This is a genomic window from Nocardia uniformis NBRC 13702 (assembly GCF_001613345.1).
GTDB lineage: Bacteria > Actinomycetota > Actinomycetes > Mycobacteriales > Mycobacteriaceae > Nocardia > Nocardia uniformis.
In genome coordinates this window covers 51,704-67,001 of the sequence record NZ_BDCE01000091.1, presented here as the reverse complement: position 1 = coordinate 67,001, position 15,298 = coordinate 51,704, and the positions used below count along the sequence as shown (strand labels likewise).

Below are 15,298 nucleotides of genomic sequence, written 5' to 3'. Positions count from 1 at the left end.
TCGGTCTGCGGTCGCCCACCGTGTGGTAACTGCCCGGCCATCGCCGCACCTGAACCGGCGGCGGGCGCGCTAGCGTCGGTGCCGAGGGTCGTTCGAAGAGGAGTACGACGATGCCGATTCCGGATTCCACTGTCCTGCAACGCCTCAGCGCGCTCGCCGCGGTGAGCGACGAACCCGGCCGGCACACCGCCGTCATCGGTGAAGTGTTCACCGGGGCATCGCTGGGCGAGGTGCCGGTGGCGGAGGCCGCCGATGTGACCGCCGCCGTGGGCGTGGCCCGTACGGCCCAGCGGCAATGGGCGGCGCGGCCGGTCAAGGAGCGGGCGGCCGTTATCGAGCGCTATCGGAAGCTGGTGCTGGACAACCGGGATGGGCTGCTCGATATTATTCAGGCCGAGACCGGCAAGGCGCGCTGGACCGCGCAGGAAGAGGCGCTCGGGATTCTGGCCGGTACGCGGTACTACTCCCGGCTGTCGGCGCGATTGCTGCGGCCGCGGCGGGTTCCCGGTCCGCTGCCGCTGGTCACCCGCGTCCGCGTGGCGCGTCGGCCCAAGGGGGTCGTGGGTGTGATCGCCCCGTGGAACTATCCGATGTTCCTCGCCATCGGCGATTCCCTGCCCGCCCTGCTCGCCGGGAATGCCGTGCTCTTGAAACCGGCTGCCCGAACTCCATTTTCGGCGCTCGCCAATGCCGAACTCCTGTATCGGGCAGGACTGCCGCGCGAGCTGCTCGCGGTGCTACCGGGTCCGGGCTCGACGGTCGGCGGTGCCATTGCCGAGAGCTGCGACTTCCTCATGTTCACCGGTTCCACCGATACCGGCCGGATTCTCGCACGGCGCTGCGCCGAGCGGCTGATCGGCTTCGCCGCCGAGCTCGGTGGTAAGAATCCGATGATCGTCACCGCCGGAACCGACCTGGCCGCCGTGGCCCGCGTCGCGGCCCGCGCGTGCTTCTCCAATGCCGGCCAACTGTGCCTGTCGATCGAGCGCATCTATGTCGAGCGGTCCGTGGCAACGGAATTCACCGGTCAGTTCGTCGCTGCGGCGGAGGCGCTGACAGTGGGGCCGGGCTACGATTTCCACACCGATATGGGCAGCCTCACCTCCCCCGAACAGCTGGAAACAGTGCGAAAGCATCTGGCCGACGCGACCTCCAAGGGCGCGCACGTACTCACCGGCGGCCGCGCCCGTCCGGATCTCGGCCCACTGTTCTTCGAACCTACGGTGCTCACCGGGGTGACCCCCGAAATGGATTGCGCCCGAGCGGAAACCTTCGGTCCACTGGTATCGGTCTACCCCGTCGCCGATGTGGATGAGGCCGTGACCCTGGCCAATGACTCCGAATACGGCCTGAACGCAGCCGTTTTCGCCGCGACCCCCGCTCAGGGCAATGCTCTCGCCGCTCGCCTGCGCACCGGCGCGGTCACCGTCGACGAGGGCTACGCGGCAGCCGCCGCGAGCCCCGCGGCGCCGATGGGCGGTACGGGCAACTCCGGCTCGGGGCGGCGCCACGGGCCCGACGGACTACTCAAGTACACCGACCCGCAGGCAATCGCCACCACCAGACTCGGCGTCCTCGGCCCGCCGCCGAAGGGTTCGGCTGCACGGTTCTTCCGGATGCAGGTGCCGATAGCGGAGCTGGTCGCCCGCCTGCCCTGGCGCTGATTCTGCACGCCCGGCAGGTCAGGCCAGTTCTGCGGTTACCGCGCTCGCGGCCTCCACGCCGCTGCGAAAGCACGCCTCCATGGAGGTGCCGAGCAGGTAATCCCCGGCCAGAGCCAGTCGCCCGCAGGCCGCGAGTTCGTGGCGGAGCCGACCGGTGAATTCGAGGTGGAAGGGCAGGTAGGCGCAGTAGCCGGCGGTCCACCCGCGGCGGACGACACCGCGTCGGCGGATCGCGCCGAGGCCGAAACCCGCGAAGAGCAGTCGCTCGGCGCGGCCGAGCCAGGTGTCGAGGACCGCGGCGGTCGGCAACGGGCGCGCGGCACGTCCGGTGAAGGTGTAGCGCACCGTATCGCGGCGGGTCACGCCGTAGGGGTCGACCATGCGGCACGGACCATTGTCGAAGGCGATGCCGCCGATATCGGGCGCGAATACGTCGCGGTCGTATTCGACCACCGCCGCCGCGGCCGGGAGGTACCGCACCTGCGCCAGCAGTTTTGCCAGGGCCGGGAATTCGTCGGCGGCCAACTCTACGGCGGCCGGTGCCGGTAGCGCCAGCACAACCGCGCTGTAGAGCCGATCGACGGGCGGTCCGCCGTTCTCCGAGAGTGTCAGTCCGCGCACGCGCCCATTGCGAACCAGCAGTCGCGTTGCCCACGTGCCGGTGCGCAGCACTACACCGCTCCGCACCAATTCCGCCACCACCGGCTGGATTCCATCGGTGAGCTGTTCGAACTCGTCGAGCATGGTGGCCAGGACCATGCCGAAGGAACCCAGGTGCACCTCATCGGGTTCCGCGCCGTGCATCCAGATGGTCATGGGCGTCAACAGAGTTCGTGTGACGACAGGATCGAAATGGTCACTGAGTGGTTTGCGATCGCCCGAGGCGGCGAGCTTGCTGAAGTATCCCGGAGCCAGGAGCCCCCGCTCGCCCCGGGCGCGACGGCTCAGATACGAGAATTTCACGACATCCGGCGCGGCGGCCCCCGCGCCCACCAGGTAGCGCAGCGTGCCCGCCGGATCGCGGTGATCGAGCGTGACCAGGTCGCCGTCGATCAGCCGCGTCAGCCGCATGCGCGCCGGTTCCAGGTCGAAAGATCCCAGATCGGCCAGAAACTCGCGCAGCGCGGTGTATTTCGCCCCGATCATTCGCCCACCGACGGTTATCGGCCGCCCGTCGAGAATACCCGCGCCGCAGCGACCGCCGGGTACGGTGCCGCATTCGATGATCTCTACCGGGTGGCCCGCGCGCCGCAGCCGGTCGGCCGCACCCAACCCGGAGATACCCGCTCCGACTACCGCGACCCGTCCGGCCTCCGCCATCGCTACCTGCCCAGCCAGTATCCGCGGTGCTGGAATGCGTAGGTGGGCAACTCTGTTCGCCGCGCACCCGAGTGGGCGTACAGCCTCGTCCAGTCCACCGGCGCACCGGCCGCGTGTGCCGCGGCCAGGGCCCTCAGTACCGAGACACCAGCCTGATCCGGGTCGTCGGTACCCGTATCGCCGAGGGCGGCGACCGCCACCACGTCGGTATCGGGTGCGACAGCGGCGTGCACGGTATCCCGTAGCCAGTCGATGGCCGTGGCGTCGCCCAGCTCGATCAGAATCGAACCATTGTCCTGCGCCACCGATTTCAAGGAGGCTTCGAGCCCAGCTTCGCATTGAACCGGTACCGGGGGTGTGGGCGGACCGAGGGTGTCGACCGCATACGCGGCCACCGCCTCCCCCGCACCCCGGCCGATAAGGTGGTCCACTCTCAGCCCGAACGACACCATCAGCCGATACAAGCCGATCTGGACCGCATGGCGATAGGAATCGGTGAGATTGGGGGTGTTGCATAGACGATCCGCCGCGGCACTGTCACCGCGCACAACACCCGACAGCGCTGCTGGATCAGAACTTCCTTGTGCCACTTGGTCAAAAGCTCTACGGAAGATCGCGAAATCACGGTAGAGCCCGCGCCCGGCGGCAGGGGTGGGGCAGGTGTCGGGAAACAGCAGCACCGTCTTGGCCGTCGGCGAGGACTGCCCGCGCACCACCGCCTCCGACTCATGGCCGGCCGCCAGCGCTTCCGTCGCCTCGACCAGATCGCCGTACGTCCGGCCGATCATGAGCGCGCGGAAGGGCATCCGGGCCCGTGACACCAGTAGCGCATGCCCGATATCGCACGGATCAACGTCGTCATGTACGGCCAGAAATGCCGTCAGCCGGGCGGCCTGCACCGGCAATGCGCGCGCTGAGCGCGCCGACAACAGCCATATGTGGCATGGTGGCGCCGATCGCGGCGCCGGGTCGAACGAATCGTCCTGTACTGGTGCCTGTTCCAGGATCACATGTGCATTGGTTCCGGTAATGCCGAACGATGACACCGCCGCCCGCCGCGGCCGTCCGGTCTCCGGCCATGGCTGTGCGGTAGTCGCCAGCCGCACCTGCCCGGCCGACCAATCCACGTGCGGCGTCGGCGCATCGACATGCAGCGTGGGCGGGACGATCCCATCGCGTAACGCCTGCACCAGCTTGATCACGCCCGCCATACCGGCCGCGGCGAGGCTGTGCCCCATATTCGACTTTATCGATCCCAGCAGCGCCGGCCGCTCCCGGTTCCGCCCGTAAGTGCCCAGCAGCGCCTGCAATTCGATCGGATCACCCAGAATGGTGCCGGTGCCGTGGCCCTCCACGACATCCACCTCCGGAGCCGACAGTCCGGCATTCGCCAGCGCATCGCGAATCACGCCCCGCTGCGCTGAACCGTTCGGCGCGGTGAGCCCGTTGGATTCCCCATCGGAATTGAGGGCCGAACCGCGCACAGTGGCCAGGATCGGATGCCCATTGCGTTGCGCATCCGAAAGTCGCTCCAGCAGCAACATTCCCACGCCCTCGGCCCAGACTGTCCCGTCCGCGCCGGCGGCATAGGACTTACATCGCCCGTCGGGAGCCATACCGCGCTCACTGCTGCTGACGAACATATCGGGTGTCGTCATAACCGTGGCCCCACCGGCCAGCGCCAGCTCCGATTCCCCGCTGCGCAGCGATATCACGGCCTGATGCAGTGCCACCAGCGACGACGAGCACGCCGTATCCACGGTGACGGCGGGACCGCCGAGCCCGAATACGTAGGAAATTCGGCCCGAGGCGGCGGCCGCGGCCACACCCGTCATGAGGAACCCACTCACCTCGGTGAGCTGCGCGGCGGTCAACGCCCGGTACGACCCATCGAGAAAGCCATAGGAATTGCCGATCATTCCGACGAATACCCCGGTGCGGCTGCCCCGCAGGGTGGTCGGATCGATACCCGCGCGCTCCAGGGTCTCCCAGGTGACCTCCAGCAACTGCCGCTGTTGCGGATCCATTGCCAATGCCTCGCGCGGACTGATTCCGAAGAATCGAGAATCGAAATCGCCTGCCGCATCGAGGAATCCGCCGCGTTGTACGAGATTCCCGCGTGTGGGGTCCGGATCGTCGAGGTGCTCCAGCTGCCAGCCGCGGTCATCCGGGAACCCGGACACCACGTCTCGGGCCTCGACGAGCATGCGCCACAGGTCCGCCGGGCCGGTGACACCGCCGGGGAAACGGCAGCCCATCGATACAATGGCGATCGGCTCGCTCGCACGCGATTCCCACTGCCGCAATCGTTCCCGGCTCTGCTGCAGCTCACGTACCGCCGTGCGCAGATACGCGCGCAGTTCTTCCTCCGCCATTGGCCCACCTCCGGTACCGATGCGCCCTACGACTGGTTTCCGGCGACCGCGGTCAAATGCATGAAGGAGATAATGAAACGGCCCGATTCGGGAACCATGCACAGCAGCGTGTCGCCCTCGCGAACAATCCCCTCGTTCAACATCTCGTCGAGAATGAGATACACACTGGCCGAGCCGACATTGCCGACCCGGGTCAGATTGCTGTACCAGCTCTCCAGCCTGCCGCCGCCGATCTGGCGACGCTTGAACTCACCGATCATCAGGTGCTTCATGCGCTCGCTGGAATAGTGCACCGGGAACCAGGTGACCTTCTCCGGATCGAAACGTCCCGTGGCGACCAGCTTCTGATACTCCTCTATGCCCACCTCCACCAAATGTGGTAACAGGGAGAGCTTTTGACGCGGGGCCATGGCACCGTCCACGGCGGCGGCGGTCGCGTCCGGGTAGTCGCCCCAGGTCTTGGCGCAGTCATTGGACTTGCTACCGAAGAACATGCACGCCTGTTCGGTATTGGCGTAGGAGGTCAGGGTGATCCAGTCGATGCGCAGGCTGATGCCCTCGGCCGCCGGTTCGTTCTGCAACACAGCGGCTCCCGCACCGTCGGAGAGCATGTAGCGCAGGAAGGCGGTCTCCATGGGCAGGGTGCCGTCCTCGACGACCGATTCCAGCTGCGCGTAGCGGGAGCTCTTGAAACCGCGGGAGGCGAATTCGCTGGCCACGACCACGGCATTGCGTTTCTCCCCCACCGCGATCTGCAGGTAGGCGTCTTTGAGCGCCATCATGCCCGAGCTGCAGATACCGTGCGCGGTCATCACCTCCAGCGGCGCGAAACCGACCTCGCCGTGGATCATGCTGGCGTGGCCGGGACCGAGCAGGTCCGGCATTGTGGTTGCGGCAGCGAGCATTTCGACCTCGTCCTGCCCCAGACCGGAGCGGGCGACGGCCTCGCGCACGGCCTCGGCGGCCATCTGCGTATTCGAGTAGACCGTCTCCTGCCGCTTGTCGATGGCGTAATGCCTGGTCTTGATACCGCTATTGGTGAGGATCATGTCGCGCAGATCGGCCGAGGCCAGGCCGGCGCGGCCGATGTAGTCCTCGATCTCGTCATTGGAAACCGGTGCGCCGGGCAGAAATCGGCCGGTCGAGGTGATGTAGACGGGCATCGGAGTCACGCTCTGCCCGCTCGCTCGGCGGCCGCGCATTTGCGCTCCAGCAGTTCGGTGAAATCCTGGAAGGTCCGTACCGACGCGATTCGCTCGTCGTCGAGTTCTATACCGTACTTCTTCTTCACCATATCCACGATCGCGAGCAGGCCCAGCGAGTCCACGCCCAGTTCGTTGAGCTTGGAATGGCTTTTGATTTCCTCCGGTTCTATCCCGTAATGGGAATCGAGATAGTCGAAGATGTCCTTTTGTATTTCTACTACGATCGACATTCCGCACCTCGTTCTTCGGCTCGGGGACTCGCTGATTCGGCGCCCGCGTGCAGCCCAAGTCTGCATTTTCAGCAACGGTGACGTCAATGAATCGCGCAGGTCGATGGTCGATTGGTTCGTGTCAACCCCTATGCGACACACCCCTGTTCGCGCCGTACGGGCCTTGCGCCATTGCGATGACCGTCGCTACAGTTCTTCCGTCGCACGTCAGGAAAGCGGGCATGGTCCATGGCCTCCGAAAGTTTTTGCGACGACGGCGTTCCGACGCGGCGCGCCGTTGTTTTCCACTATTCCCAGACAGGTCAACTGACCGAGGCGATGGAGGCGTTCATCGCGCCACTCGCCGCGGCTGGCTGGCATATTCGTCAGGTCGCCGTCACACCGGCGCAGCCGTATCCGTTCCCGTGGTCGATTCGCAAGTTCTTCGGTGTCTTTCCCACCTGTGTCGATGACCGGGCGGAAATCGAGTTGGCGACGCCGGATTCCGAATTCCATATCGCCCCGGACGAATTGATCGTGCTGGCCTATCAGGTCTGGTATCTGTCGCCGTCGTTGCCCATGCGGACGGTTCTGAACACACATCCGGAGATGTTCGCCGATCGTGCGGTGGTGTCGGTCGTCGCCTGCCGAAAGATGTGGTATTCGGCGGTCCTCGAGGTCGAACAGCGGCTCACCGAGCTGGGCGCCCGCCATCTGGGTGCCGCGGTGGCGACCGATACCCGGCCGCAGCTGATCACACTGATCACCACGCTGCGCTGGATGTTCGGCGGACGTCGGCGGACCCGAGGACCACTGGGGCGAGCGGGTATCGACGATCGCGAGCTCGACCGGCTGCGCGAGTGTGGTAGAGCCTGGTCCGATCTCTCTCCCACCGAGACGGAACGGACGGTCATCGGTGCGCCGGTCAAGTATCCGGTCGCGGGTGCGGACCTGATGGCCGGCAGGCTATTCCGGCGGTGGGGCAGCATGATCAGGGCGGCGACACGGCGCAGCCCGGCTCTCGGAGCCGTCGCGGTCAGCGCCTTCGTCGTCTGGCTGGGCCTGTCGCTGGCGATACTGCCGCTCGCCGTACTGCTGGCACTGCCGCTGCACCGGCGTATCGACCGGGCGATCGACCGCCGTCTCGGCGATATTCCCCGCCTCGCACGGCCGGCGGCAGCCGACATCGCCTCGACCGCTGTGGATCTCGGACGCCCGGCGCCCCGCTATCGCCTACGCCGTCACAGTGGCGAAGAGATCACCGTCCCGGATCCGCGCGACGAGGGATTCCTGCTGCTCTGCGGCGAGGAAGCCGAACCACGGTGGCGGGACGCCATCGGATACGTGCGCATTATGGACACGACACCGATTGCCGCACTGACCATTTCCCGCACCGCCACGCCCGACGCGAGGCCGCACGAGGCCGCCGACACCAACGGGGAACACCCGAACGGCGGACGGCTCGACGTGCACGACCGCGCCGACGATGCGCCGCAGGGGTACGGACCGAATGCGCCCGTCGGTGGCGCGTTCGACGGGCAGCGCCTGTACGACCCCTCCGGGAGCGCACTGGACGGGTACGGTCTGCACGACGGCCGTGCGGTGCTGGTCGGTCCGGGCGGTGTGGTGGCGGCGGTGCTGCGCGGCGCCGACCCCCATCAGGAGCTCATCCGCGCCATGACCACCGGACTTGCCCGGTAACCGACGATTCGGAAGGCAATTCGCTTGAACGCGCCTCGATTCCTACCACCCCCGCGTCTAGCCCGTATCGGCGAATCCGTCCACGCCCGGGTGCGCCGGCTATTGCTACGCACGATGCCCGCCCCACTCGGCCTGCTCAGCCTCGCCGATGGCTGGTTGCTGTCACAGGCCCTCTACACCGCGGCGCAGCTCGGCATCGCCGACGTACTGTCCGACGGGCCGCGCACGGCCGACGAGTTGGCCGAGCGGGTAGGTACCGATCCCGATACCACCTACCGGCTGCTTCGTATGCTCGCCGGTCACGGGGTATTCCGCGAGCTGCGCGGTCGGCGATTCGCCCTCAATGCCGTGGCCGAGCCCTTGCGCTCCGACTCCCCCCACTCGGTGCGCCCCCTGCTGGCCGCCGCCGGACATCCGGTCATGTGGGCCACCGGCGCGCAGCTGAAGCGCAGTGTCGAGACCGGACGCTCCGGGCACGAACTCGCGCACCACATCACAGGTTTCGCCCATCTGTCCGAAGATCCTGAGTTGGCGGCCGCCTTCCACGACGCCATGCGGGTGACCTCGCAACTGGCCGCGGCGTCGATCCTCGCCGCCGGTGACTATTCCCGCTTCCCCCGCATAGCCGATATCGGTGGCGGCTCCGGGTATCTCCTCGCCGCCATCCTCGGCCTCGCTTCCCACAGCAGCGGAATCCTCTACGATCTCACCCCCGCCACCGCTACCGCCCCTGACGTCCTGCGCAATGCGGGCGTCGCGCAGCGCTGCACCATCGAGAACGGTTCGTTCTTCGAAGCGGTACCCGCCGGAGCCGACGTCTACGTCCTGAAGAACATCCTGCACGACTGGCAGGACGAACCTGCGCTCCAAATCCTGCGCGCAGTCCGCGAGGCAATCCCCGCCACCGGGCGCCTGCAACTCATCGAGTGCCTGATTCCGGAGCAGCGCAACAGATTCCACCTCAGCCTATGGCTGGACCTGCATGTCCTGCTGACGATAGGGGGCCGTGAACGCACCGCGACCGAGTATCGAGCTCTCCTGGGCAAGGCCGGTTTCCGCGATATCCGCGTGACGCCGACCGCCGCGCCGCTGTCGATCATCGAGGCCATTCCGGCCTAGCGGAGCAACTGGGCAGGTGCCGACCCGCATGGCCGCCCTGCTGGCTGGCCGGGCGGCACCCGTCATTCCGGCCGCGCGCCAGGCGCCGCCCGCGTCAGCACCGGGTGCTCAGGATGAACCGCAGCTCACCTCGCCTGCGCACCTTCAGTTTTCGGTAGACGCGGGTCAGGTGCTGTTCGACGGTACTGGTGGTGATTGCGAGTTCCCCCGCGATATCGCGATTGCGCAGGCCGCGCGCTGCTAGTTCCGCCACGCGTTGTTCGGCCGCCGTCAGCAGGCCGGCGGCCGCGGCGTCGGCGGGTGGGCTCGGGGGTTCGGCGGCCGGGTCGCCGGTCAATTGCCGGTACAGCACCTCGGCGCCGCAGTAGCGGGCCAGGCGCATGGCCGAGCGGCGCAGCGAGCGGGAGCGGCTCTCCTGACCGAGCAGGCCGTAGGCGCGGCCGAGATCGCCCAGTACCCGCGCCAATTCGAGCCTGTCTTCGCCACGGCGGGCGATCGCCTCGGCGCGGTGCAGCAGGACCACGCGGTCGGCGGGGTCGGCGGTGGCGGCGATCAGGCGTAACGATTCCCCTCCGCTGCCGTGTCGCTCGGGATCGCCCAGCAGATCGAGGTGTCGCTGGGCGTAGGCGCGGGCCCGAGGCAGGTCGCCCACCGCCAGGTACACCTGCGCCACATCATTGCGCCAGGCCAGCAGGCCGGACAGATCCAGGTTCCAGTGCCGCATGAGCGCACCGCACAGCTGGAAGTCCACCAGCGCGTCGGCCACATGACCCGTGGCGAGTGCGAGATGACCGCGGGCATTCAGGTACAGCAGCACCTGACGCGAATCGAACAGTCCGAGTGGCACATCCCGCGCCAGTTGTGCGCGCGCCTCATCGAATCGACCGGACGCGGTGAGCGCGCGCACGTGGCATGCCAGCGGCCGGGCGATGACTATGCCGAGATTTTCGGCGGGCACCTGATTCAGGGCCAGCACCGCGTGCTGCGAGACGTCGTCCAATCTGCCCTGCCGCAGGGCGATTTCGGCGTTCAGACCGGCGAAGATTGCCTGCCAGGTGGGCGACGACCGTGCCGATGCCTCCGCCAGGAGAGCACTGCACCACGCCGCGGCCGCATCCAGTTTGTCGGCATGGATGAGACCTTCCAGGGCGGTCGTCAGTATCTCGACGGTGGAGGCGTCGAGGCGATGCCTCGACAGAATCCGGTGCGCGGCAGTCACCGTCGACTCGCCCGCGCCGTCGGCGGACATGGCGGCCAGCAGACCCTTTGCCAGCCGATAGGCGGAGACCTCGCCGCCGATCTGCTCCGATTCGGCAGCCGCGTCGATCTTGCCGTCGCCGGCTAGTTCCGGATATATGTACCCGATCCACACGCGCTGGAACGCATACTCGTCCGTCACTGCTATGGACGAATTCCGGTCCAGCACAATCAATGCCGTTCGCACATCGTCGACCCTGCCGTACCACAGCAGGTAGCGCACCGCCTCGCGCAGCGCCGGAACCGACGCCGCGCCGCCCCGGAGGGCCGCGTGCAGGCGCGCGAAATTCCGCGTGGTCGTGGAGGGATTCACCCGCCACTCGATCGCTGCCAGCGTACTGGCGATTTCGGCGCGATCCCGGCTGTCGGTGGTCGTTCGATAGGAGAGCTCGAGGAAGTCCAGCGCCCGGCTCAGTTGGTCCAGCACGAGTGCGGTTTCGGCGGCGGCGCGCAAAACCACACTGGCCCAGGAGCATCGAGATCCACCTGCCCGCACCAGATGTTCGGCGACCTCGGAGACGGGAGCACCGTGGTCGTAGAGCAGTTCGGCAGCCCGCCGATGCAGTCGGCGGCGCTGGTCGACCCGCATGCCGCGCAACAGCAGTGCCCCGGCCTCCCGGTTGCGGAAGCGGCAGCCATCGAGTATCCCGGCACCGGCCAAATGCGCCAGCACCCGGCGCACGGCGTTCGAATCCGCTTGTAAGAGTTCGGCGATCATTTTGACCGCACTCGACTCACCGAGCACCGTCACCGCCTCGGCGACCCGCAGATGCTCGACGGATCCGCGGCGCAGGCGGAGCACGATCGCCACATCGATATCGGAGACGTCCGGTCGTGCCGGAATCCGTTGCAGCGCCGCGGATGTTCCCGTAGGAGCCAGCTCGCGTCCCATCGCACCGGCCAGACAGGTGGACGCCGGATCCGTCGCCCCCGAGACGACCGTCCTCGATCTTCGCTGCTTGATGGTAATTCGGTGCGCCATACGTGTGCCCCAGAATCTCGCTGTACCGCAACAGGTTCGGCTAGATTGCACGACATTCTCGCGTGCGGAACTGCGGGCAGCGCTGCCACAACCGATCCACGGTTTGATACGGGTGGAACTGCACTGTCGTGTGCGTTGGTGCAGAAGTCAGGAAACATCAAGTCCGGAAGGCTTGTCAAGGTCGAAAGCCCTCGCGGACGGTGACGTAGGGGTCGCTGTACGTAGGGGTTTGCGCGCCCGGAGTCCGGGTCCAGACTCGCGTCATGAGAGACGACTGCCGCGGCCCCCGCCGGCCCGGCGACGAGCTGATCGAGGTTGCGCCATGTTGACCGAAGTATCAGCAGAGGCTTTGGTACATAAACATTTTCACGCCACGTATGCGCGGCCACCGAGCTGGCGTGACCTGTCGGTCACCACGCTGACCCCATATCACCGCAGCATGCTCCTCACCGACGGCACGGTGACCCGCACCCTGGAAGCTTTCGTCCTGGAACAGGTCGACGCCCGCTGCATCCGCCAATACGAGCAACCGGCCGGTGCTGTCGAGGACGGTTGGCTGGACGTAGCGCCCGCCGAAAGAATCCTCGTCCGGCATGTCGATCTGATCGGATCCCGCAGCGAAACCCGCTACGCGCGAGCGGAATCGCTGATCGCACTCGACCGCCTCCCACCCGCCTTCACCGCCGCCCTGACCACCGAGCCGGAGGGAATCGGCGCGGCCCTGCAGGCCGCCGCCGCGGAATCGTATCGAGAACTACTCTTCTACGGCAGACCCGACGACGCCGTCTGCGCCCGTTGCTATCGCATCTTCATAGCCCACAAACCCGCATTCGTAATCCGGGAATGGTTTCTGCGCTGACCCCCGTGCTTCTGGAGTGGACATGCTGCGTACCCAACTATTGCAACCACTCCCGCGACTCCTGGCCAGACGTGCCGCACAATTGGGTGACGCGATCGCATTCCGAGACACACAGCGCTCCATCAGCTTTCGCGCCCTATCAGAACGCACCGGACGAATGGCGGGCCACCTGGCCGACGCCGGCCTGCGCCCCGGTGAGCCGGTCCCCATCCCACCCGGAAACCGTGTGGAAACGGTCGAGGCGCTCCTCACCGTCGCCCGGGCGGGCGGAATCGGAATACTCGGTCCCCCCGCGGAATCGCCACACGGATACCGCCGACTCGCGAATCTCGAGGAGCTTGCGCGCACCCCACCGCGCACCCCACCCCGCGACGATCTCGGCATCGACGACCCGGCCTGGCTCGTCGGCACGGGTTCCACCCGCTTGATCGCCACTCAGCGCAGCAGCCTCTGGTCGACCGTGATCTGCTTCGACCGCTTGTTCACCTGCCCTGGCGACCCCCTCCCGGTCCCACTGCCCTTCGGCTGCGCACACCTGGTCTGCGTCCTCGGCGTGCTCGCTGTGGGTGGCACCGCACGCCTGGCATCCCGCGTCGATGACGACGGCTCCAATCCCGGTTACGCCTTGCTCGAACGAGCGCATTCCCGGTCGAGTGACGTCGGCCCACGACCGCAGGTCCGCCTCACGGTCCCCGGCCGTCCGACCACCCGCCCGCCCGAGCAGGAATCCCGAGGACACTCCCACGAACACACCGTCGCCCTGGAAATCGCCTGACCCGCATCCTGACGTGCGCGCCCGCACATGGCCGCAAAACGTACCGGCACCCGCTGGTCGGGCTGGGCCTGCTCGTAGGCCCCGGCGTGGACAGCGGTGACACATATCCCGCTTAGAACCCACTCAGACCCGCAGCGGCTGGCTAGAACTCGTAGCGTCCTTCGGGGGCCGGAAGCCACCGATCGTCTGCTCGAGCAGTTCGGCGAGCCACAGGGGGGTTCGGTCCTCGAACATCGGACCGATGAGTTGCACTCCCACCGGCAGACCGTCGGGGGTGTGGCCGGTGGGAATGGCGGTGGCGGGCAGGCCGGGCATGGTGGCCAGACCGGCCCAGACGAGCTGGTCCAGGTACGGGTACTCGACGCCGTCGATGTCGATCCGGCGGCCCAGCAGATCGGGGTCGTGGTCGTGCGGAAACGCGGGAGTCGGGGTAATCGGGCAGACCACGGCATCGAATTCGGCGAAAAGCCGCCGCCAGCCATGGCGGTGGAGCTCGCGAAGATTGTTCGCCTCGACCCAGTCGCGGTGGCTGCACACCATGGCGCGCAGCCGCGCCGCGCCGAGACTCTGGTCGTCCGCACTCAGTTCGGCGGCGCGGTTCCGCAGCTGCTCGTACGCGTCGACGGGAAAACGTGCGACGGAGCCCGAAAACAGCAACTGCGTGTAGACGATCGCGGCTTCGGTCAGATCGGGCAGCAGCGGGCTGTGGCGTTCGACGCGAGCACCGCCGTCGATCAGCGCATCGGCCACCCGCTTCAGTCCCGCCCGCACCGCGGATCCGGTCGGAATCAGCGGATGGTCGTCGAGGACCAGGGCCCGGAAGTCGCGGAGCCGCTCGTGGCGCGCAGGCGGCAGCCGCAGATCGTGGGCGACGCCGAGCGTCAGCGGGTCGGGTCCGGCCATCACATCCAGCAGCAGTGTGAGGTCACGGGCGGTGCGTGCCATCGGACCGACGACGGCGAGGTCGAGTTCGGTCGGCAATGCCGGTGCCGGCGGCGCGACCATACCGCGGGACGCCGCCAAACCGAGTGTCGGTTTGTGTGCGTAGACGCCGCAGAAGTGTGCGGGGGTGCGCAGTGAACCGCCGATATCGGAACCGATGGACAGCGCGCCGAATCCGGCCGACAGGGCCGCCGCCGATCCGCCGGAGGATCCACCCGACGTGCGATCGTGATCCCACGGATTGTTGGTGGCGCCGTGAATCTCGTTGAAGCTCTGGACATCTTTCAGCCCCAACGGGACATTGGTCTTGCCGAGTATCACCGCGCCGGCCGCCTGCAGCCGCGATACCTGTACCGCGTCCTCGGCCGGTAGATACTTCGCGTGCTGCGGCATGCCCCAGGTCGTGGGCAGCCCGGCAATGTTGTAGGACTCCTTGACCGACACCGGAATACCGAGCAGCGGCCGGTCTTCGCCACGGGCACGCGCCTCGTCGGCAGCCCGCGCGGCGGTCCGTGCCCGATCGAAATCCGGCACACAGATCGCGTTGATCGCCTTGTCGTCCCGCTCGATACGAGCAATTGCCCAATCGGTCAGTTCCACCGAGGTCACTTCTCCGACACGCAACGCAACCGAAAGTTCTTCGGCCGACCGAAAGTTCCAATTCATGAATTCGACGCTATCGACCTGCCACGGAGGTCATAAAATACCGCTTCGCACAACAAGGAATTCGAATCGCTCGCCTTGATCAGCCGAGCTACGCACTCGTTCCGCCATCGAAGATGCTCTACCGCAGGTGACAGTGTCAGCAGCGGTCTAGCCGCAATTGATCGGGACATGAGATTCCGCTTCGTGCAACGGGATGGATATCTCAATCCTGCCCCATGACCTCG

At 67.0% G+C, this 15,298-nt stretch carries 9 protein-coding genes and 2 pseudogenes; 5 read left to right on the top strand and 6 right to left on the bottom strand.

Features of this window, described 5'->3' with window-relative positions:
* Nucleotides 1-107: 107 nt before the first annotated feature.
* Nucleotides 108-1,664, top strand: a pseudogene (locus tag NU1_RS33350) (succinic semialdehyde dehydrogenase); the annotation flags it as partial.
* Nucleotides 1,665-1,682: 18 nt separating this feature from the next.
* Here NU1_RS33350 and NU1_RS33345 read toward each other — a convergent pair.
* The 4 genes and pseudogenes from NU1_RS33345 to NU1_RS33330 form a co-directional block, all read right to left on the bottom strand.
* Complete coding sequence (locus NU1_RS33345) at nt 1,683-2,984, bottom strand: FAD-dependent oxidoreductase (protein WP_067527626.1); 1,302 nt, start codon at nt 2,982-2,984, stop codon at nt 1,683-1,685.
* 665 nt (nt 2,985-3,649) lie between these two features.
* Nucleotides 3,650-5,359: pseudogene (locus tag NU1_RS33340) on the bottom strand (type I polyketide synthase); the annotation flags it as partial.
* Nucleotides 5,360-5,385: 26 nt separating this feature from the next.
* Nucleotides 5,386-6,522 (bottom strand): thiolase family protein, encoded by a 1,137-nt coding sequence (locus NU1_RS33335; protein WP_067527700.1) that lies wholly within the window; start codon nt 6,520-6,522, stop codon nt 5,386-5,388.
* A gap of 5 nt (nt 6,523-6,527) precedes the next feature.
* Nucleotides 6,528-6,794 carry an acyl carrier protein gene (locus NU1_RS33330; protein WP_067527622.1) on the bottom strand — a complete coding sequence of 89 codons (267 nt, stop codon included), beginning with the start codon at nt 6,792-6,794 and terminating at the stop codon, nt 6,528-6,530.
* A 228-nt stretch (nt 6,795-7,022) separates the two neighbouring features.
* Here NU1_RS33330 and NU1_RS33325 point away from each other — a divergent pair, with 228 nt between their 5' ends.
* Nucleotides 7,023-8,474, top strand: coding sequence for a hypothetical protein (locus NU1_RS33325; protein ID WP_157553364.1), 1,452 nt, complete (start codon nt 7,023-7,025; stop codon nt 8,472-8,474).
* 114 nt (nt 8,475-8,588) lie between these two features.
* Complete coding sequence (locus tag NU1_RS33320) at nt 8,589-9,593, top strand: methyltransferase (RefSeq protein ID WP_084522052.1); 1,005 nt, start codon at nt 8,589-8,591, stop codon at nt 9,591-9,593.
* A gap of 94 nt (nt 9,594-9,687) precedes the next feature.
* Here NU1_RS33320 and NU1_RS33315 read toward each other — a convergent pair whose 3' ends face one another.
* Nucleotides 9,688-11,832: a helix-turn-helix transcriptional regulator gene (locus NU1_RS33315; protein ID WP_157553362.1), complete on the bottom strand. Its 2,145-nt coding sequence runs from the start codon at nt 11,830-11,832 to the stop codon at nt 9,688-9,690.
* Nucleotides 11,833-12,154: 322 nt separating this feature from the next.
* Between NU1_RS33315 and NU1_RS42405 the strand changes: the two genes are divergently transcribed.
* Both NU1_RS42405 and NU1_RS33305 read left to right on the top strand, forming a co-directional pair.
* Nucleotides 12,155-12,691 (top strand): chorismate--pyruvate lyase family protein, encoded by a 537-nt coding sequence (locus tag NU1_RS42405; RefSeq protein ID WP_169815180.1) that lies wholly within the window; start codon nt 12,155-12,157, stop codon nt 12,689-12,691.
* A 22-nt stretch (nt 12,692-12,713) separates the two neighbouring features.
* Complete coding sequence (locus NU1_RS33305) at nt 12,714-13,466, top strand: AMP-binding protein (protein ID WP_157553360.1); 753 nt, start codon at nt 12,714-12,716, stop codon at nt 13,464-13,466.
* A gap of 123 nt (nt 13,467-13,589) precedes the next feature.
* Here the strand turns inward: NU1_RS33305 and NU1_RS33300 are convergent, their stop codons facing one another.
* Complete coding sequence (locus tag NU1_RS33300) at nt 13,590-15,074, bottom strand: amidase (protein WP_067527610.1); 1,485 nt, start codon at nt 15,072-15,074, stop codon at nt 13,590-13,592.
* Between the last annotated feature and the right edge of the window lie 224 nt (nt 15,075-15,298).